The sequence below is a fragment of the Chromohalobacter beijerinckii genome, assembly GCF_023061185.1.
GTDB lineage: Bacteria > Pseudomonadota > Gammaproteobacteria > Pseudomonadales > Halomonadaceae > Chromohalobacter > Chromohalobacter beijerinckii.
This window is the reverse complement of the sequence record NZ_JAKGAK010000013.1, coordinates 58,011-77,978: the sequence shown is the minus strand read 5'-3', so window position 1 is coordinate 77,978 and position 19,968 is coordinate 58,011. Positions and strand designations below refer to the sequence as shown.

Sequence of the window (19,968 nt, the reverse complement as noted above, 5' to 3'; positions counted from 1 at the left end):
ATTTATTCAGCCGGAGTTGCCTCGAATGCCGTTTTTTCTTCTGCGGTGATTTCCTTGATGGAAAGCTTCACGCGGTTGCGGTTGTCGATATCGAGCACCTTGACGATGACTTCCTGACCTTCGCTCAGGTAGTCGCGTACGTCGTTGACCCGTTCGGGGACGATCTGCGAGATGTGCACCAGACCATCGGTACCCGGCATGAAGGTGACGAAAGCGCCGAAATCAGTGATACGCGCGACGGTGCCCCGGTAGAGCTTGCCGATTTCCGGTTCGGCGGTAATCGCCAGCACGGTATCGATCGCCGCCTTGGCGGCCGTCTTGTCCTCAGCGTAAATGCGCACGGTACCGTCGTCGTCGAGATCGATCGACGCGCCGGTGTCGTCGCAGATCTTGCGGATTGTGGCGCCGCCCTTGCCGATGACGTCACGGATCTTGTCGGGATCGATCTTGATGGTCGCCATCGAGGGCGCGTTGTCGGAAACTTCGCTGCGGCTCTGAGCGATCACCGTGTTCATCTGCTCGAGAATGTGCAGCCGCGCCTCGTGCGCCTGCTGCAACGCAGTTTCCATGATCTCCTCGTTGATGCCCTCGATCTTGATGTCCATCTGCAGGGCCGTCACGCCGGCAGTGGAACCAGCGACCTTGAAGTCCATGTCCCCGAGATGATCCTCGTCACCGAGGATATCGGTCAGCACCGCGAAGCCGTCCTCGTCCTTGACCAAGCCCATGGCGATGCCCGCCACCGGGGCCTTGAGCGGGACACCGGCATCCATTAACGCCAGCGAGGAGCCGCATACCGACGCCATGGAGCTAGAGCCATTGGACTCGGTGATTTCCGACACCACGCGGATGGTGTAAGGGAAGTCTTCCTCGCTGGGCAGCATGGCCTGAACGCCGCGACGCGCCAGTCGCCCGTGGCCGATCTCGCGGCGCTTCGGCCCGCCCATGAATCCGGCTTCACCCACGCTATAAGGGGGGAAGTTGTAGTGCAGCAGGAAGCGGTCCTTGCGCTCGCCTTCCAGCGACTCGATCAACTGAGCGTCCCGCAACGTGCCCAGGGTCGCGACCACTACCGCCTGCGTCTCGCCTCGCGTAAATACCGCCGAGCCATGTGTCTTGGGCAGGTTACCGACCTCGATCGCCAACGGACGGACGGTCTTGTGATCGCGGCCATCGATACGCGGCTCGCCCTTGATCACCCGTGAACGCACCACCCGTTTCTCCAGGCCGGCAAAGCCACCCTTAACCTCGCCCGCATCGAACTGGCCCTGCTCTTCATCGGCCAGTTGCGCGATCGCCTCATCTTTCAGGGCGGACAAGGCATCCTGGCGCGCCATCTTGTCGGTAATGCGATAGGCCTCACCGATCTTGGCCTCGAAACCTGCTGCCAGGGCCTCCTTGAGAGCTGCGTTCTCGGTGGCGGGTTGCCATTCCCAACGCGGCTTGCCGGCTTCGGCTGTCAATTCGTCAATAGCGGCGATCGCAGTCTGCATTTCCTGATGGCCAAAAAGCACCGCGCCGAGCATTTCATCTTCGAGCAGTTCCTTGGCCTCGGACTCGACCATCAGCACGGCCTTCCCGGTACCGGCCACGACCATGTTCAACTCGGAGTTGCCAAGCTCCTCCACCGTCGGGTTGAGGAAATAGCCATTGTCTTCGGTGAAACCAACGCGCGCGGCAGCAATCGGACCATTGAAGGGAACCCCGGAGATGGCCAACGCCGCAGACGTGCCGAGCATCGCCGCAATGTCCGGATCATGATTGCGATCGGTGGAGAGCACCGTGCACACGACCTGCACCTCGTTCATGAACCCGTTGGGGAACAGCGGGCGGATCGGACGATCGATCAAACGCGAGGTAAGGGTTTCCTTCTCGGTAGGACGGCCTTCACGCTTGAAGAAGCCACCGGGGATCTTGCCCACGGCGTAGGTTTTTTCCTGATAATGGACGGAAAGCGGGAAGAAAGGTTGCGCGGGGTTGGCGTCTTTCTTGGCCACCACGGTGCACAGCACCACAGTGTCGTCCATGGTCACCATCACGGCACCGGTGGCCTGGCGGGCAATGCGGCCCGTTTCCAGGGTGACGGTACTGCGACCGTATTGAAACGTTTTCTTGACCGGGTTCACGGCAATGTCCTTAACTTTTCATCTCATGTATGGGTCGTCTCGACTCGGCGACCATTTTAGGAGCTCACGCGCCACGGGGCCACTCATTACGACACGCGGAGCCGACGAAACAAAAAACGGGCAGCCCCGTAGGACTGCCCGTTTCAAACAACCATGCGTCGGTGCTCACGTGAAAGACCTTCGCGACCCTGGCATGCAGGTGCAGTACCTTCATGGCATCCACACCTGCTTTGTCGCGAACGAGACTTTCCTTAGCGGCGCAGGCCGAGACGCTGGATCAACGACTGATAACGCCCGAGATCCTTGCGCTTCAGGTAATCCAGCAGCTTGCGACGCTGGTTGACCATGCGAATCAGACCACGACGAGAATGGTGATCCTGCTTGTTGCTCTTGAAGTGATCCTGCAAGCCATCGATGTTGGCGGATAGCAGAGCCACCTGTACTTCAGGGGAACCGGTATCGCTTTCGCCACGACCGTATTCGTCAACGATGGCGGCTTTCTGTTCAGCGGTCAGTGCCATTTCTCTCTCCAGTAAACAATATGCCTGAGCAATGAATGTCGGAGACCACGCATATTTGCAGTCTCCAGGTACTGCCCGCGAAATACGGGCGCCATGTTAAAGGCCTGGCCTTCATGCACACCGATGGTATCGGTCCGCCCGGCGCACATGGCACGCGCCGAGTATCACGCCTCACTCGCGAACGGGCGAGGCGGTATTCCGTAAGCGTCGCGGCATGACTTCCCCAGGTGTCGTAACGCTCACGAGCCCTAGAAAAGCGCCGTCGTGATATAGACGCGCCGTCTCGTCCGGAGCCAACGCTCCGGTATCCACTCGAGCCCGCTGTCCCTGAAGAAGCCGCCGCGATTCGATCGCTGCCACCTCAAGCGCTGGCACATGGGGCAGCATCGCATCGACAGGCAGCAGCCTCGCCTGACGCGAGGCCCCGTCCATTTGCTCGAGCGCCTCGAAGCCCTGCATGGCATCGGCATCGAAAGGTCCGCTACGCAGCCGACGCAGGGACGTAATATGCGCACCACAGCCTAGCGCCCGACCGATATCCTCAGCCAGGGTACGGATGTAGGTGCCCTTGCTACAGCGGACCTCAAGCTCGAAGCCTTCGGCCTCACACGACAGCAGGCGCATATCATAAACTCTCACGCGGCGCGCCGCACGCTCGACCTGCTTGCCTTCGCGAGCCAGCTCGTAGAGAGGGCGCCCCTGGTGCTTGAGCGCCGAGTACATTGGCGGAATCTGCTCGATGTCACCGCGGAACCTCGCCAGCACGGCCTCGATATCTTGCTCGACGAGGGCCGGGACCGAATGACGTTCAACCAAAGTGCCTTCTGCATCACCGCTATCGGTGGTCTCGCCGAGCCTGACATGCGTACGGTACGTCTTGTCGGCATCGAGCAAATAGGCAGAAAACTTGGTCGCCTCGCCAAAGCAGATCGGCAGCAAGCCAGTCGCCATTGGGTCCAGCGTACCGGTATGGCCAGCCTTTTGCGCCTCATACAGACGGCGCACCTGCTGCAAGGCATGGTTAGACGAAATGCCCTGCGCCTTATCGAGCAGTAGCACGCCATCCACCGGTATGCCACGACGACGTCGCGCCATCAACGTACCTCGTCTTCATCATCTTCGTGACGCCGGCGATCATCGGCCACCGCCTCGTCGATCAAGGATGACAGACGCTGACCACGCACAACGCTTTCATCGTAATGAAAGCGCAGTTCCGGCACATGCCGTAGTTTGACGCGATTGGCGATCTGACTGCGCAAAAAACCCCTCGCATGACGCAATACCTTGAGGTTTTCATCGATGCGCGTGGCATCGTTTTCACCCAACAGTGTGATGTAGATGTCAGCGTAGCCCAGATCGCGGCTGACCTTCACCGCACTCACGGTGACCATCCCCAGGCGTGGATCCTTGATCTCACGCTGGATGAGGGTAGCCAACTCCTGCTGGAGTTGATCGGCCACACGATCGGTACGTTTGAATTCGCGCATCGTTATCTCCCGCGATTCGCCATTCGGATGACGGACGACACGTCGTCCGCCATGCCTTACAGGCTACGCTCGACCTTGACCTGATCGAAGACCTCGATCTTGTCGCCGACCTGAACGTCGTTGTAGTTCTTGACACCGATACCGCATTCCATACCGCTGCGGACCTCGCCAAGGTCATCCTTGTAGCGACGCAGGGATTCCAGCTCGCCTTCGTAGATGACGACGTTCTCGCGCAGTACGCGGATCCGCTTGTGACGATGCACGGTGCCTTCGACGACCATACAGCCTGCCACGGCGCCGATCTTGGGCGCACGGAACACCTCACGAACTTCGGCCACGCCGACGATCTCTTCCTTCCACTCCGGCGCCAGCATGCCACTCATGGCTTGCTTGACCTCGTCGATGAGGTGATAGATCACGCTGTAATAGCGCAGATCCAAGCCTTCTCGTTCGACGATTTCCCGCGCAGACACATCGGCACGCACGTTGAAACCGACCAGAATGGCGTCACTGGCCACCGCCAAGTTGGCATCGGTACCGGTGATACCGCCGACACCCGAAGACACGACTGCGACCTTGACCTCCTCGGTGGAGAGTTCTTCCAGGGCACCGCGAATCGCTTCCAAGGAACCTTGAACATCGACTTTGAGGACGATGTTGACCTTGGCCACTTCGTCCTGGCCCATCTGGCTGAACATGTTCTCCAGCTTGGCTTTCTGCTGGCGAGCCAGGCGCACTTCGCGGTACTTGCCCTGACGGAAGTTGGCGACTTCACGTGCCTTCTTCTCGTCGGCGACGACGATGAACTCGTCACCGGCTTCGGGCGTACCATCGAGCCCCTGGATCTCGACCGGCATGGCCGGGCCGACCTCTTCCACGCGCGTGCCGGTCTCGTTGACCAGCGCTCGAACGCGACCATAGTGCAAACCAGCCAAGACGATATCGCCCCGCTTGAGCGTGCCGTTCTGCACCAGCACGGTCGCCACCGGACCGCGGCCCTTGTCCAGCTGAGATTCAACGACGACGCCTTTGGCAGGTGCTTCCGGCACCGCCTTGAGCTCGAGCACTTCGGAGACCAGCAGTACCGCCTCGAGCAGTGCATCGATGCCGTCACCGGTCTTGGCTGAGACGTGTACGAACTGCGTATCGCCGCCCCATTCCTCGGAGATCACACCGTGTTGAGACAGCTCATTGCGGATACGGTCGAAATCCGCACCTTCCTTATCGACCTTGTTGACCGCCACCACCATCGGCACGCCGGCCGCTTTTGAATGCTCGATCGCCTCGACGGTCTGCGGCATGACGCCATCGTCGGCCGCAACGACCAGGATGACAACATCGGTCGCCTGAGCACCGCGAGCACGCATGGCGGTGAACGCCGCGTGGCCTGGAGTGTCGAGGAAGGTCACGCCACCGTGCTGGTCCTCGACGTGATAGGCACCGATGTGCTGCGTGATACCGCCGGCTTCCCCGGTTGCAACCTTGGTGCGACGGATATAGTCGAGCAGCGAGGTCTTGCCGTGGTCGACGTGACCCATGACGGTGACGACCGGCGCACGAGTAATCTCTTCGCCTTCGTAGGAGATGGCCTCGAGCACTTCCGTCTCCAGCGCATCGTCCTTGACCAGCTTGGGCTTGTGGCCCATCTCTTCGACGACGATGGCCGCCGTGTCTTGGTCGATGGTCTGGTTGATGGTCACCGCCGCACCCATGGTGAACATCGCCTTGATGACCTCATTGGCCTTGATCGACATCTTGTCGGCCAGCTCGGCAACGCTGATCGACTCAGGAATGCCAACTTCACGGACGATGGGCTGCGTCGGCTTCTGGAAGCCATGCTGATTATCACGACCGCCGCTACCACGACGACCACCACGACGCTCGGAGCGCTTGGCTTTCTTGGCATTGCCGCGACGACGCTCACGACGCTCGTCATCATCGTCACGACCACCTTTGCGGCCACGCTCGGACTCTTTCTTGTGAGGAGTCTGACCGCGACGATTCGGTGTGCGTGGCTCTTTCGGTGGCGCTTCGACGTAGGGCTCGCTCGCGGGTGCCGGTGTGGCAATGTCTTCGGGCACGGGGGTGTCCGGTGTGCTCGGGGCCTCACTTTCAGCCGGCTTGGCGGTCTCGGATGGCTGAGCGTCTTGTGCCGGCTCTTGTGCCTTCGCCCGTTCGGCCTCTTCCGCAGCGGCCTGTTCCGCCTTAGCGGCTTCGGCAGCCTGGGCGGCCTGAGCCTGCTTGGCATCGGCCATGTCACCGACCAACTGACGCGGACCGGCTTCCTCGGCCGGTGCTTCTTCGGTCGGCTCCGGCTCGCGCTTGACGTAAGTACGCTTCTTGCGCACCTGTACATCGATGGCCTTGCCGCGACCATCGCCACTACGGATCCGGCTCTTGGTATTACGTGTCAACGTCACACGATTCTTCGTCGCGCCGCTATCCCCACCATGGCTACGCGTCAGGTGATCGAGAAGGCGCTGTTTGTCCTCCTCGGATACCGCATCGCTTTCGGCCTTGTGAGGGAGTCCTGCTTCTTTCATCTGCTCCAGTAGACGGGACACATCGCGTCCCACCTTACTGGCAAAATCCTTAACGGTCATGTCTGACATTACGACCCTCCTGAGCCCGTGACCAGATTACTGTTCGCTCTCGAACCAAGGCGCACGAGCGGTCATTATCAGCGCCGCAGCGCGCTCTTCGTCCACATCGTCGATGTCCTTGAGATCATCGATGGACTGCTCGGCCAAATCCTCACGAGTAACGATCCCTCGGCTGGCGAGCGTGAATGCCAAGTGACGCTCCATGCCCTCCATTTCAAGGAGGTCGTCGTCAGGCTGCGCACCGTCCAGTGCCTCCTCTGAGGCAATGGCCAGCGTCAGCAACTCGTCCTTGGCTCGAGCGCGCAGCGTTTCGATCAGTGCTTCATCCAATTCCTCGATTTCGAGCAATTCCTCGAGCGGCACGTAAGCCAGCTCTTCGAGCGAGGTAAAGCCTTCCTCGACCAGCAGACGAGCCAGTTCCTCGTCGACTTCGAGATGATTGATGAAGTACTCGATCAGGCTGTCGATTTCTTGCTCGCGCTTGCCTTCGGCCTCTTCCTCGGTCATCACGTTGAGCGTCCAGCCCGTCAGCTCGGAAGCCAGGCGAACGTTCTGGCCGCTGCGGCCGATGGCCTGCGCCAGGTTATCCTCGGCGACGGCGACATCCATGGAGTGGGCGTCTTCGTCGACAAGAATGGAACCGACTTCCGCAGGCGCCATGGCGTTGATCACCAATTGCGCCGGGTTGTCGTCCCACGTAATGATGTCCACGCGCTCGTTACCCAGCTCATTGGACACCGCTTGCACACGCGAACCGCGCATGCCGACACACGCACCGACCGGATCGATACGCTTGTCGTTGGTCTTCACCGCGATCTTGGCGCGTGCGCCTGGATCGCGCGCCGCCCCTTTGATCTCGATCAATTGCTCAGCAATTTCAGGTACTTCTATCTTGAAAAGCTCGACGATCATCTCAGGACGCGTACGCGTCAGAATCAACTGCGAGCCACGCGCCTCGGCATCGACCTTCCACAACAGTGCACGTACCCGCTCGTTCATGCGGTAACGCTCGCCGGGAATCATTTCACTACGCGGGAGGAACGCCTCGGCGTTCTCTCCCAGATCGACTACCAACCCTTCACGCGTGGTCTTTTTGACGATACCTGCCACCAGTTCGCCCTCACGCTCGGCGTATTGGCGCACGACCTCGGCTCGTTCGGCTTCGCGCACTTTCTGCACGATGACCTGCTTAGCGGTTTGGGCAGCGATGCGCCCAAAAGCTACCGACTCGACCTGTTCTTCGACCACATCGCCTAGGGCCAGCGGCGGATCGCGACGCTCTGCCTCGGAGAACGGAATCTCGCTGTCCGGATTCTCGAACGCGTCGTCGTCGACGACGGTCCAGCGACGGAAGGTTTCATAGTCGCCAGTCACACGGTCGATCTTGACGCGGGCGCTCACTTCCTGGCCGTCGAAACGCTTGCGCGATGCACTCGCCAGCGCCGACTCCACGGCCTCGAAGATCACTTCTCGCGGCACCCCCTTTTCGTTCGAGATCGCATCCACGACTAGCAGAATCTCTTTACTCATGCCTATGCCTCGTAGAAAAGCTGTCCTTAATTATCGAACTGAGGCACCACCCGCGCCTGCTCGATGCTTTCGACTGGAAAGCAATATTCTTGTCCGTCGAGTTGCAGCAGAATCTCGTCGCCCTCGACACCCGCCAGTTGTCCCTGAAACTTGCGACGCCCTTCGAAGGGGACGCTCAACTTCACCTTGACATGGCTGCCCTTGAAACGCGCGAACTGATCGAGCGTAAACAGGGGCCGATCCATCCCCGGCGATGAGACCTCCAAGCGATATTCTCCCGCAATGGGGTCTTCTACATCCAACACGCCACTGACTTGACGGCTGACTGACGCGCAGTCATCCACGGTCACGCCCTCGGCGCTTTCGATATAGATCACCAGACGGGAATGCTTACCCTGGGCAAGGTAGTCGACCCCCCAGAGATCGAAACCCATGGCCGTCACGACCGGCTCGATGAGCGTATTCAATGCAGCGTGCTTATTTGCCACAGACGGAGGCTCCCACTAGCAGTTGCATCAGGCACCTGACCAGGAGTAAAGAGGAAAGCTAGGTGGCTGATTGGCGTTATCGTCGCAAGTGATAACAAAAAGCCCCTTCATAGGAAGGGGCCTTTCGTAAAAAACTTGGTAGCGGGGGCCGGATTTGAACCGACGACCTTCGGGTTATGAGCCCGACGAGCTACCAGACTGCTCCACCCCGCATCAATGGCTGACGATTATACTGGCCACCTCTTGAAAGGTCAAGGTGCCGAACCATCGTCATATCGTGCCAATCTTTAATTGGGTCAACAGCTTACATTGACTCAATGTGGTGCCGAAGGCGGGACTTGAACCCGCACGACCATGAGGCCACTACCCCCTCAAGATAGCGTGTCTACCAATTCCACCACTTCGGCAACAGGGGCCAGGCTACCTCGGCACAAAACGTTTGATACCTTCGCTTGTGTCGCTTCACCTGCTAAACCGCTCATCGTGATGCCAGCCATCTTGGCCTCGCACATTGTTCGATGAGCTAACTCAATGACGACATTGCATTTATTCGCCGCCGTCCTCGAGTACTGGCGCTGTATTCTCCTCGCTATCTGCCTCTTCGTCAATAGACTGCGAGGAATTTTGTTGCTCGACGGCCTGCGCGTCGGGCACACCTTCCTGTGGTGCGTCTCCTGCCTGCGAGACGAAGTATGCCAGGCCCAGCGAAGTCACGAAGAAAATCGCCGCCAGCACTCCTGTCAACTTTGCCAGGAAATTACCGCTGCCTTGCGACCCGAAGACCGTTTGCGAAGCACCGCCCCCAAAGGACGCGCCAGCGTCGGCCCCCTTGCCCTGCTGCAGCAACACCAACACCACCAGGGCAATGGCGATCGCCACATGAACCAACAACACCCCAATATACATCGCGCTACCTTGCTGAATGACAAATGGCTAGAAAATCGTCGACCTTGAGCGAAGCACCACCCACCAGGCCGCCGTCGATGTCCGGCTGAGCCAGCAGTTCAGCCGCGTTGGCCGCGCTCATGCTGCCGCCGTAAAGCAGACGCATTGCTTGCGCCAGGTCTGGATCGAAACCGGACTGGTACTCGCGAATAGCGGCCATGACGTCCTGCGCTTGCTCAGGCGTCGCCGTGCGTCCCGTACCGATGGCCCACACCGGCTCGTAAGCGATCGTTACCCGAGCGCGCTGCTCGGGCTCGAGGGGAGCCAACGCATGGCCGACCTGGCGCAGCACGACATCAAAGGTATGCCCTGCATCGCGCTCCTCGAGCGTCTCGCCGACGCACAAAATCGGCTGAATCCCGACATCCAATGCTGCCAGCAAGCGGTCATAGACCTCATCATCGGTTTCCCGGTAGAGCGCACGCCGCTCCGAATGGCCGACGAGCACATAGTCGACACCAAACTCTTTGAGCATACGCCCACTGACCTCGCCAGTGTGCGCACCGGCATGCGACGGATTGAGCGTCTGCGCACCGAGCTGCACGGATACGTCGGCCAACGCGCGACGTGCCGCATCGAGATAAGGAAATGGCGGCAATACTGCGACATCCAGCGATTCGGGAAGCGCGGCGTCGGCGAAGGCACGACCGAACGCGTCCACCAGTGCGTGCGAGCCGTTCATCTTCCAATTGCCCGCGATCAGCGGCGTGCGCATAGAATAGTCCTCCGAATGGAGCGCCATGGTATAGGAGGCGTATTGACAACACAATATGCGCGCCTCAGCGCGCCATTTGCCCTTCGATATCGTCCGCAATACGCTTGGCTAGCGCATCGACGTCGAAATGGGGACGCCCTTCAACCATGACTCGGATCAAGGGTTCGGTGCCCGAAGGGCGCAACAATACACGCCCTTCGTCGCCCAGCTCCGCCTCGACTGAGGCAACGGCATGGCGCACCTGCTCATTGGCCAACAGCGCCTCATTATCGACATCGGAGGTCAGGCGTACGTTGACCAACGCCTGCGGCGCTTTCTCGAAACCCTTGAGCAGGCCCGACAGCGACGATGATTCGCGTACCATGATCGCTAGCACTTGAAGCGCCGACACGATCCCATCGCCGGTCGACTGCACATGACCGCAGACGATATGCCCCGAGGACTCGCCACCCAGCTGCCAGCCGTTGGCCGCCAAGCGCTCCATCACATAACGGTCTCCGACCTTGGCCCGCTCAAAGGGAATACTCAAGGCCTCCAGCGCGGCCGCAAGACCGAAGTTGGACATCAGCGTCCCGACCACGCCACCGCCCAACATATCGCGCATCTTCCGGTCGCGAGCAATCAGATAAAGAATATCGTCGCCGTCGACCTCATGCCCTTCGGCATCAACGAGAATCACCCGGTCGCCATCGCCATCCAACGCCATGCCGAGGTCGGCGCCACGCTCAATCACCGTTGCACGCAAGGCGTCAGGATGCGTGGATCCCACGCCCTGGTTGATATTGAGCCCATCCGGATCGACGCCGATCAAGCTGACCTCGGCGCCCAGTTCGCGTAACACGCTGGGCGCGATGTGATAGGTTGCGCCATGCGCGCAATCAAGCACCACCTTCAGGCCTTCCAGCGTCAGACGGTCGGGCACCGTAGACTTGCAGAATTCGATATAACGTCCCGCGGCATCCGAGATACGTAGCGCCTTGCCCAAGGCCGCCGGCGCGACCGTGGATAGCGGCTGCTCGAGTTCCGCCTCGATCTCCTCCTCGACGGCATCGGCAAGCTTGACGCCCTCGGCGGAGAAGAACTTGATGCCGTTATCCTGAAACGGATTGTGTGATGCGGAAATGACGATGCCCGCATCGGCACGGAACGTCCGCGTCAGGTACGCGATACCCGGCGTGGGCATCGGCCCTAACAAGGACACATCGACCCCAGCCGCCGATAGCCCCGCTTCCAGGGCAGACTCGAACATATAGCCCGAAATCCGCGTATCCTTACCAATCAACACCTTGGCGCGCGATTTGCGCCCCGTATGGCGTGACAGCACACGCCCCATCGCCCAGCCCAGCTTCAATACGAAATCGGCGGTAATGGGGGGCTCCCCCACCGTGCCGCGAATACCATCGGTTCCAAAATAGCGTCGTGTCATGCGTCGGTGCCTTCCTGTAGCACTGCCCAAGTCATATTGACCGCATCCACCGTCGGTCCCACATCGTGGACGCGCACGATACGCGCCCCACGCTCCACCGCCATCGTGGCGAGCGCCAGGCCGCCCGGCAAGCGCTCCTCGACGGGACGCGCCAGCACTTTGCCAATCATACTCTTACGTGACATACCGGCCAGCACGGGGAGCCCAAACTCAGTCAATGGTTGCATGCGATTCAGCAAGCGCAGGTTATGTTCGACACGCTTGCCGAAACCAAAGCCTGGGTCGAGTACCAACTGGTCGCGTCGAACTCCTGCCGCCTCGCATTCGGCGATACGCTTCTCAAGGAACGTAGCGACCGCTTCCTCGATAGGCACCTCATAATGCGGTGCCCGCTGCATGTCGGTAGGCTCGCCCAGCATATGCATCACGCACACCGGCAGGCCGCTCACCGCCGCGGCCTCCAGCGCGCCGGGCCAGCGCAGACTGCGCACGTCATTGATCATGCCCGCGCCCCGCGATGCCGCCTCACGCATCACTTCGCCGCGGCTGGTATCCAGCGACACCAATGCATCCAGCTCGTTGACCAAACGCTCCACCACCGGCAACACGCGATCCAGCTCCTCCTGGAGCGGCACCGGTGTCGCGCCGGGGCGCGTCGATTCGCCACCGATATCGATGATCGCCGCGCCCTCGGCCAGCATGGTTTCGGCGTGACGTACGGCTTCATCCAGGGCGTTATGGCGGCCGCCGTCGGAAAACGAATCGGGCGTGACATTGAGGATCCCCATGACGCGAGGATACGAGAGATCGAGCTGATGGCGCCCACAACGCAACTGCTTGGGCATGGCGTATCGGTCTTGCATTGATCAGAGCCGTTGCAACGTCAAACGTCTACCTTACCATGCGGTAGCCGGAGTGTAAGCACACTCCAAACGCCAACGGGCGCCGCTATGCGGCGCCCGTTGGGAAGTGGTACTAAGTTGATATTAGTGGCCGGCTGGCCCGCCCAACGGATCAGAGGGGCGACGACGCGCGTCGTCATCTTCGTCACTGCTGGCGTCGGATTCTTCGTCCGCCGCTGTGCCCGCAGCGTGCCCCGACCCGGTGGTCGGTCCCTTGTCGTCCCAATCCTCGGGCGGACGCGGCTTACGACCTTCCATGATCTCGCGAATCTGGTTGGCGTCGATGGTTTCGTATTGCATCAACGATTCGGCCATCAGATCGAGCTTGTCACGATTGTCCTCGAGGAGTTGGCGCGCCTTGGAATAGCACTCATCGATGATCCGACGCACTTCTTTGTCGAGTCGTGTCGTGGTCTCGCCAGATTTGAGCTTGCCACCTTGACCAGGGCCACCCAGGAACTGGTGCGACTCGTCCTCGTCATACATCAGCGGCCCCATCTCTTCGGAGAGACCCCACTTGGCCACCATGTTATGGGCCAGCTCGGTAGCGCGCTTGATGTCGTTTGATGCACCCGTGGTGACCCCATTCGGCCCCAGGGTCATCTCTTCAGCAAGACGGCCGCCAAACAACGAGCAAATCTGACTGATGATCTGCTGGCGAGAGAGGCTATACCGGTCTTCTTCTGGCAGGAACATGGTTACACCCAGCGCACGGCCACGCGGGATGATCGTCACCTTGTAGACAGGATCATGCTCAGGCATCAAGAGCCCGATGATGGCGTGACCCGACTCGTGATACGCAGTGTTGCTCTTTTCCTTCTCAGACATGGCCATCGAGCGTTTTTCGGCGCCCATCAGGATCTTGTCCTTGGCCATTTCGAGCTCGTCCATGCCCACCAGGCGCTTGTTGCGACGCGCAGCGAACAAGGCGGCCTCATTGACCAAGTTGGCCAGATCGGCACCGGAGAAACCCGGCGTCCCGCGTGCAATGAAGCTAGATTGGACATCATCCGCCAGCGGCACCTTACGCAAATGCACGCCAAGAATGTGCTCGCGACCGCGAATATCGGGGAGCCCCACCACTACCTGACGGTCGAAACGTCCGGGACGCGTCAGCGCGGGGTCGAGCACATCGGGACGGTTGGTCGCGGCGATGACGATGATGCCTTCGTTGGCTTCGAAACCGTCCATCTCGACCAACAATTGGTTGAGCGTCTGCTCGCGTTCGTCGTTGCCGCCGCCCATGCCGGCACCACGCGAACGCCCGACGGCGTCGATCTCATCGATGAAGATGATGCATGGAGCCTGCTTCTTGGCTTGCTCGAACATGTCACGGACACGCGACGCCCCTACGCCGACGAACATTTCCACGAAGTCGGAGCCCGAGATCGAGAAGAACGGCACATTGGCTTCGCCAGAGATCGACTTGGCCAGCAACGTCTTACCCGTCCCCGGCGGTCCCACCATCAGGACGCCGCGAGGGATCTGCCCCCCCAAGCGCTGGAACTTGCTGGGATCCTTGAGGAAGTCGACGAGTTCTTCGACTTCTTCCTTGGCCTCGTCACAACCGGCTACGTCGGCAAAAGTGGTTTTGATCTGATCTTGGGTCAGCAGCTTGGCTTTGGACTTACCGAAGCTCATGGGGCCGCCCTTGCCACCAGCGCCCCCCTGCATTTGACGCATGAAGAAGATGAAGATCGCCAAAATGATCAGAATCGGGAAGCTGGCCACGAGCAGGCGCGTCCACAGGCTCTGCTCTTCCGGCTGCTTACCGACCACACTGACATCGTGCGCCAGCAGATCATCCATCAACTTGGGATCTTGCGCCGCCGGACGGATCGTCTGGAATTGCGAGCCATCATCGCGCTCGCCCGTGATCGTGTAACCTTCGATGGTTACATTGCTCACTTGGTCATTCTGCACCTGCTCGACGAATTGAGAGTAGCTCATCGCCTGAGGCGAGCTGTCGGAACTGAAGTTGTTGAACACCGTCAGCAACACTGCCGCGATGACCAACCAGAGGATCAGGTTCTTCGCCATGTCGTTCAAGGGAATACCCTCATTGCATGCAACTGTCTGCCAAGCAGGACCATAGATTGGACACTACACCACAAGAAGCGTTCCGACTACCAAGTCATTATGACTATCGAGCCGATACGCCTGAGGGCAAGTCCTATGGACGCAAGCTCAGCCGTGGAATCCTTCTGCAAGCAGATAGACTTCGCGCGAACGGGTACGCGAGGCCTCCGGCTTGCGAGTCGTCACCTTGCGAAAGCTGCTGCGCAGCTCTTTCAAATATGCATCGAACCCTTCTCCCTGGAAGACCTTAGCCAGAAAGCGCCCACCGGGCGATAAGGTTTGGCGCGCCAGATCCAGCGCCAGTTCGACGAGATACATCGCCTGGGGCTGATCGATGGCCGCCATACCACTCATATTGGGGGCCATGTCGGACATCACAAGGTCGACACGGCGCCCGTCCAAGGCGGCAAGAACTCGCTCCAACACATCCATTTCGGTGAAGTCGCCCTGCACGAACGTCACTCCGGCCAACGCATCCATCTCCAGGAGATCAGACGCCACCACACAGCCCTTGGCCCCGACCTTGTCGGCAGCAATCTGGCTCCACCCGCCGGGTGCGGCGCCAAGGTCGATGACGGTCATGCCTGGCTTGAGCAGCGCATCCTTGGCATCGAGCTCGAGTAGCTTGTAACTCGCTCGCGAGCGATAGCCATCTTGCCACGAGCGCTGTACGTAGCGATCGTCGAAGTGCTCCTTGAGCCAAGAGGCCGAGCTCTTGCTAGTATGCGAGGAACGTGCCACGGGTCACCTAAATCGATAGCGGTCTAAACTCATCCGGAAGGCAGGGCGGGCTAGCTGGGCGGGCGGCACGGCCTTTCCAAGACGCCGCTTTCCCCGTAACATGGCGCGTTCTATCTTTTCTCGGCGCCACACTTCAAAGGCTGGCCACAAGGCCAAAACGAACGATAGCAGTTGCGCCGGTCTGCGGCTTGGCCGCATTCAGATAACGCCCTCGGCAAAACGCCGAGTGTCCGCCAACCCGGAACAGTCACGATACCATGAGCTTGTCACAGGCACAAAAGAAAGCATTTCGCAGCATCGGCCACCACTTGAACCCCGTGGTGACGGTCTCGGAAAACGGGCTGACCGAAGGCGTTTTGGCCGAGCTCGCTCGCGCCTTGGAAGACCACGAGCTGATCAAGATCAAGCTCGCCATCGGCGATCGCGACGCCCGCCAGACCGTGCTCGACGAGTTGACCGAGTCTAGCCAAAGCGAACTCGTCCAGACGATCGGCAAGGTTGCGCTGCTTTATCGCCGCAACCCTCGCGTCAACCCCAAGCTATCCAACATCCAGCGCTTCGAGAACCACCACGGACGGCGCTGACGCGCTTCGCGCGAACGGAAAAACAAAACGCCTCGCAGCGGCGCTGCGAGGCGTTTTTCTTCAAGCTTCGAGCTTGGCTCAGAGGTGCTCGACCCCGGCAATCTCGTATTCGACATCGCCGCCCGGCGTGCGCACCAACACCGTATCGCCCTCTTCCTTGCCGATCAGAGCGCGCGCGATCGGCGATGTCACGGAAATCCGCCCTTCTTTGATGTCGGCTTCATCTTCGCCGACGATCCGGTAACGCACTTCCTCATCGTCCTGGAGGTTGATCAGCTCGACCGTCACGCCGAAGATCACCTTGCCGGTCTTGGGCAACTTGGTGACGTCGATCACCTGCGACGCGGACAGCTTGCCTTCGATTTCCTGAATGCGCCCTTCGATGAACCCTTGCTGCTCCCGCGCAGCATGGTACTCGGCGTTCTCCTTGAGATCACCGTGTTCACGCGCCTCGGCAATGGCGTTGATCACCTGGGGACGCTCCACGCTCTTGAGGTGCTCGAGCTCCTTTCGCAGGCTTTGCTCACCTGCGACGGTCATCGGGACCTTATTCATGTGCTTGCTCCTGCATGCAGTTCCTGCAGCCGCCGTACGGTAATTGCATTTCCATACTCAAGCGCCATACACACCGCCCGCGCCCCAGCCAGCGTCGTGGCATAAGGGACCTTGCGAGCGAGTGCGGTACGGCGGATCACGGAAGAATCACTGATCGCCTGGCGGCCTTCGGTCGTATTTACGATATAGGCCACCTCGTCGTTTTTGAGCATATCGACGATATGGGGGCGGCCTTCATAGACCTTATTGACGACCTTGACCGGGAGGCCAGCCGCTTCGAGAGCGATGGCGGTGCCACGGGTCGCGATCAGGCTAAAGCCCAATGCTAGCAGAGATTGAGCCACCTCGGTAATCTCGCTCTTGTCTGGGTCACGTACCGAAAGGAAAGCCTGACGCTCACCGCTCAAGCGCGGAATCGCCTCGCCCGCACCGAGCTGCGCCTTGTAGAAGGCTTCGGCAAAGGTCGCGCCGCTCCCCATCACTTCACCGGTGGACTTCATCTCCGGTGACAGGATCGGATCGACGCCTGGGAACTTATTGAACGGGAAGACGGCTTCCTTGACGCTGTAATAGCCTGGCAAGCGTTCGCGGGTAAAGTCCTGCTCGGCAAGGGTCTTCCCGGCCATGCAGCGCGCCGCGACCTGGGCCAGCGAGGTACCGATGCACTTGGACACGAAAGGCACCGTACGCGACGCACGCGGATTGACCTCGATGACGTAGATCTCGCCATCCTGCCAGGCGAGCTGCACGTTCATCAGCCCGACAACATTGAGCTCCAGCGCCATGCGCTTGACCTGGTCACGCATCTCGTCCTGCACTTCCGGCGGCAGCGAATACGGCGGTAACGAGCACGCCGAGTCGCCAGAGTGCACACCGGCCTGCTCGATATGCTGCATGATGCCGCCGATCACCACCTGCTCGCCGTCGCTGACTGCGTCGATATCGACCTCGATGGCCGCATTGAGGAAGTGATCCAGCAATACCGGCGAATCGTTGGAGACCTTGACCGCATGCGTCATGTAGTTTTCTAGCTCGGAAGCGTCATAGACGATCTCCATGGCGCGGCCTCCCAGCACGTAGCTGGGACGCACCACCAGCGGATAGCCAATCTTCTCGGCCTTGGAGAAGGCATCCTCGAAGCTGCGCGCGGTGGCGTTGGGCGGCTGCTTGAGACCCAGCTTATCGATCATCTTCTGGAAGCGCTCGCGATCCTCGGCGCGATCGATCGCATCTGGCGTGGTACCGATGATCGGCACACCGGCCGCCTCAAGCGCACGCGCCAGCTTGAGCGGCGTCTGTCCACCAAACTGCACGATCACACCGGTGGGCTTTTCCTTGTCGGCAATCTCCAGCACATCCTCGAGCGTCACCGGCTCGAAGTAGAGGCGATCACTGGTGTCGTAATCGGTGGACACGGTTTCCGGGTTGCAGTTGACCATGATGGTTTCAAAGCCGTCCTCGCGCATGGCGAGCGCCGCGTGCACGCAGCAATAGTCGAACTCGATGCCCTGTCCGATGCGGTTGGGCCCGCCGCCCAACACCATGATCTTCTGGCGGTCGCTGACCTCCGCCTCGCACTCTTCCTCGTAGGTGGAGTACATGTAGGCCGTGTCGGAGGCGAACTCGGCCGCGCAGGTGTCGACGCGCTTGTAGACCGGACGAATGCCGTGCTTCTGGCGTGTCTTACGAAACTCCTCCTCGGAAACTCCAAGCAGCGAGGCAAGACGCGCATCGGCAAAGCCCTTGCGCTTGAGGCGGAATAGCACCGACGCCGACAGCTCGTTCAGCGAGCGACTGGCGGTCTGCTGCTCAAGACGCACCAGTTCCTCGATCTGCACCAGGAACCAACGATCGATATTGGTCAGCGCGAAGACCTCGTCGATGCTCATGCCCGCGCGCATCGCATCGGCGACGAAGAAAATGCGATCGGCACCGGCGGCCTGCAGCTCGCCCTTGATCAGCGCCATGCCCGCGCCGTTGAAATCGGTGACCTTAGGATCCAGGCCATCGACGCCGATTTCCAAGCCGCGCAGCGCCTTCTGCAATGACTCCTGAAAGGTCCGACCGATGGCCATGGTTTCGCCCACCGATTTCATCTGCGTGGTCAGACGATCATTGGCCTGGGGAAACTTCTCGAAGGTGAAGCGTGGAATCTTGGTAACGACGTAGTCGATGGACGGCTCGAACGAAGCCGGTGTCTTGCCGCCGGTGATGTCGTTCTGCAACTCATCGAGCGTGTAGCCCACCGCCAGCTTGGCGGCAATCTTGGCGATCGGAAAGCCGGTGGCCTTGGACGCCAGTGCCGAGGAGCGGCTGACGCGCGGGTTCATCTCGATGACCACCACACGACCGGTCTGCGGATCGACGCCGAACTGCACGTTGGAACCACCGGTCTCGACACCGATCTCGCGCAACACCGCCAATGAGGCGTCACGCATGATCTGATATTCCTTGTCGGTCAGCGTCTGCGCCGGCGCGACGGTGATGGAGTCCCCGGTGTGCACACCCATGGGATCGAAGTTCTCGATCGCGCAGACGATGATGCAGTTGTCGTGCTTGTCGCGCACGACCTCCATCTCATATTCCTTCCAGCCCAGCAGCGACTCGTCGATCAACAGCTCATGGTTGTTGGAAAGCTCGAACCCCCGCGTACAGATTTCTTCGAACTCTTCCTTGTTGTAGGCCACCCCACCGCCGGAGCCACCCATGGTATAAGACGGCCGGATGATCACCGGGAAGCCCAGCTCGCCCTGGATCTCCCACGCTTCGCTCATGCGATGGGCGACTTTGGCCTTGGGACACTCCAAGCCGATGTTCTTCATGGCCTTGTCGAACAGATCGCGATCTTCGGCCTTATTGATGGCATCGGCATTGGCACCGATCATCTCCACGCCGTATTGCGTCAACACGCCATGTTTGTCGAGATCCAGCGCGCAGTTGAGCGCCGTCTGCCCACCCATCGTCGGCAGGATGGCGTCGGGGCGCTCCTTCTCGATGATCTGGGCCACCGCCTGCCAGGTGATCGGCTCGATATAGGTCGCATCCGCCATCACCGGATCGGTCATGATGGTGGCCGGATTAGAGTTGACCAGGATGACCCGATAGCCCTCCTCGCGCAGCGCCTTGCAGGCCTGAGCGCCGGAGTAATCGAATTCGCACGCCTGGCCAATGACGATGGGCCCAGCGCCGATGATCAGGATGCTTTGAAGGTCGGTACGTTTCGGCATGACGATTCCCGCTAACTTGGTGACTGACGACGGCTCAAC

The 19,968-nt window shown here is 60.2% G+C and carries 16 protein-coding genes and 2 tRNA genes; 1 reads left to right on the top strand and 17 read right to left on the bottom strand.

The window, feature by feature from the left end:
- Positions 1-2: 2 nt before the first annotated feature.
- From pnp to rlmE, 15 genes are all read right to left on the bottom strand, one after another.
- The gene (gene pnp, locus L1075_RS11035; protein ID WP_246941826.1) at positions 3-2,126 is read right to left on the bottom strand and encodes a polyribonucleotide nucleotidyltransferase; all 2,124 of its coding nucleotides are present in this window, start codon (positions 2,124-2,126) and stop codon (positions 3-5) included.
- A gap of 251 nt (positions 2,127-2,377) precedes the next feature.
- Positions 2,378-2,647 carry a 30S ribosomal protein S15 gene (gene rpsO, locus L1075_RS11030; RefSeq protein WP_040239907.1) on the bottom strand — a complete coding sequence of 90 codons (270 nt, stop codon included), beginning with the start codon at positions 2,645-2,647 and terminating at the stop codon, positions 2,378-2,380.
- 171 nt (positions 2,648-2,818) lie between these two features.
- Positions 2,819-3,742 carry a tRNA pseudouridine(55) synthase TruB gene (gene truB / locus L1075_RS11025; RefSeq protein WP_040239909.1) on the bottom strand — a complete coding sequence of 308 codons (924 nt, stop codon included), beginning with the start codon at positions 3,740-3,742 and terminating at the stop codon, positions 2,819-2,821.
- Positions 3,742-4,134, bottom strand: a complete 393-nt coding sequence (rbfA, locus tag L1075_RS11020) for a 30S ribosome-binding factor RbfA (protein WP_040239911.1) — start codon at positions 4,132-4,134, stop codon at positions 3,742-3,744. The genes truB and rbfA overlap by 1 nt, the downstream gene beginning before the upstream one ends.
- 56 nt (positions 4,135-4,190) lie before the next feature.
- Positions 4,191-6,746, bottom strand: coding sequence for a translation initiation factor IF-2 (gene infB, locus L1075_RS11015; protein WP_040239913.1), 2,556 nt, complete (start codon positions 6,744-6,746; stop codon positions 4,191-4,193).
- A 27-nt stretch (positions 6,747-6,773) separates the two neighbouring features.
- Complete coding sequence (gene nusA / locus L1075_RS11010) at positions 6,774-8,267, bottom strand: transcription termination factor NusA (RefSeq protein ID WP_040239916.1); 1,494 nt, start codon at positions 8,265-8,267, stop codon at positions 6,774-6,776.
- Between the two features lie 26 nt (positions 8,268-8,293).
- Positions 8,294-8,755 carry a ribosome maturation factor RimP gene (rimP, locus tag L1075_RS11005; RefSeq protein WP_040239917.1) on the bottom strand — a complete coding sequence of 154 codons (462 nt, stop codon included), beginning with the start codon at positions 8,753-8,755 and terminating at the stop codon, positions 8,294-8,296.
- 136 nt (positions 8,756-8,891) lie between these two features.
- Positions 8,892-8,968 (bottom strand) — tRNA-Met (locus L1075_RS11000).
- Positions 8,969-9,075: 107 nt separating this feature from the next.
- Positions 9,076-9,162: transfer RNA gene (locus L1075_RS10995), tRNA-Leu, on the bottom strand.
- A 139-nt stretch (positions 9,163-9,301) separates the two neighbouring features.
- Complete coding sequence (gene secG / locus L1075_RS10990; RefSeq protein ID WP_075369692.1) at positions 9,302-9,661, bottom strand: preprotein translocase subunit SecG; 360 nt, start codon at positions 9,659-9,661, stop codon at positions 9,302-9,304.
- Positions 9,662-9,665: 4 nt separating this feature from the next.
- The gene (tpiA, locus tag L1075_RS10985; protein ID WP_040239923.1) at positions 9,666-10,415 is read right to left on the bottom strand and encodes a triose-phosphate isomerase; all 750 of its coding nucleotides are present in this window, start codon (positions 10,413-10,415) and stop codon (positions 9,666-9,668) included.
- 64 nt (positions 10,416-10,479) lie between these two features.
- Entirely contained in the window at positions 10,480-11,841 is a 1,362-nt protein-coding gene (gene glmM / locus L1075_RS10980) for a phosphoglucosamine mutase (RefSeq protein WP_040239927.1), read from the bottom strand.
- Entirely contained in the window at positions 11,838-12,686 is an 849-nt protein-coding gene (gene folP / locus L1075_RS10975) for a dihydropteroate synthase (protein ID WP_052444882.1), read from the bottom strand. Before folP ends, glmM begins: the two co-directional genes overlap by 4 nt.
- A 141-nt stretch (positions 12,687-12,827) precedes the next feature.
- The gene (gene ftsH / locus L1075_RS10970; RefSeq protein ID WP_040239930.1) at positions 12,828-14,792 is read right to left on the bottom strand and encodes an ATP-dependent zinc metalloprotease FtsH; all 1,965 of its coding nucleotides are present in this window, start codon (positions 14,790-14,792) and stop codon (positions 12,828-12,830) included.
- 138 nt (positions 14,793-14,930) lie between these two features.
- Positions 14,931-15,563: a 23S rRNA (uridine(2552)-2'-O)-methyltransferase RlmE gene (gene rlmE / locus L1075_RS10965; RefSeq protein ID WP_246894405.1), complete on the bottom strand. Its 633-nt coding sequence runs from the start codon at positions 15,561-15,563 to the stop codon at positions 14,931-14,933.
- Positions 15,564-15,820: 257 nt separating this feature from the next.
- On the opposite strand from rlmE, the gene yhbY reads away from it, so the two are divergent.
- On the top strand, positions 15,821-16,147 hold the full coding sequence (yhbY, locus tag L1075_RS10960) for a ribosome assembly RNA-binding protein YhbY (RefSeq protein ID WP_040239934.1): 327 nt from the start codon (positions 15,821-15,823) through the stop codon (positions 16,145-16,147).
- 78 nt (positions 16,148-16,225) lie between these two features.
- Here the strand turns inward: yhbY and greA are convergent, their stop codons facing one another.
- A complete protein-coding gene (greA, locus tag L1075_RS10955; RefSeq protein ID WP_040239937.1) occupies positions 16,226-16,702 on the bottom strand; it encodes a transcription elongation factor GreA in 477 nt (158 codons plus the stop codon).
- Positions 16,699-19,929, bottom strand: a complete 3,231-nt coding sequence (gene carB, locus L1075_RS10950; RefSeq protein WP_246941824.1) for a carbamoyl-phosphate synthase large subunit — start codon at positions 19,927-19,929, stop codon at positions 16,699-16,701. Before carB ends, greA begins: the two co-directional genes overlap by 4 nt.
- Positions 19,930-19,968 lie beyond the last annotated feature (39 nt).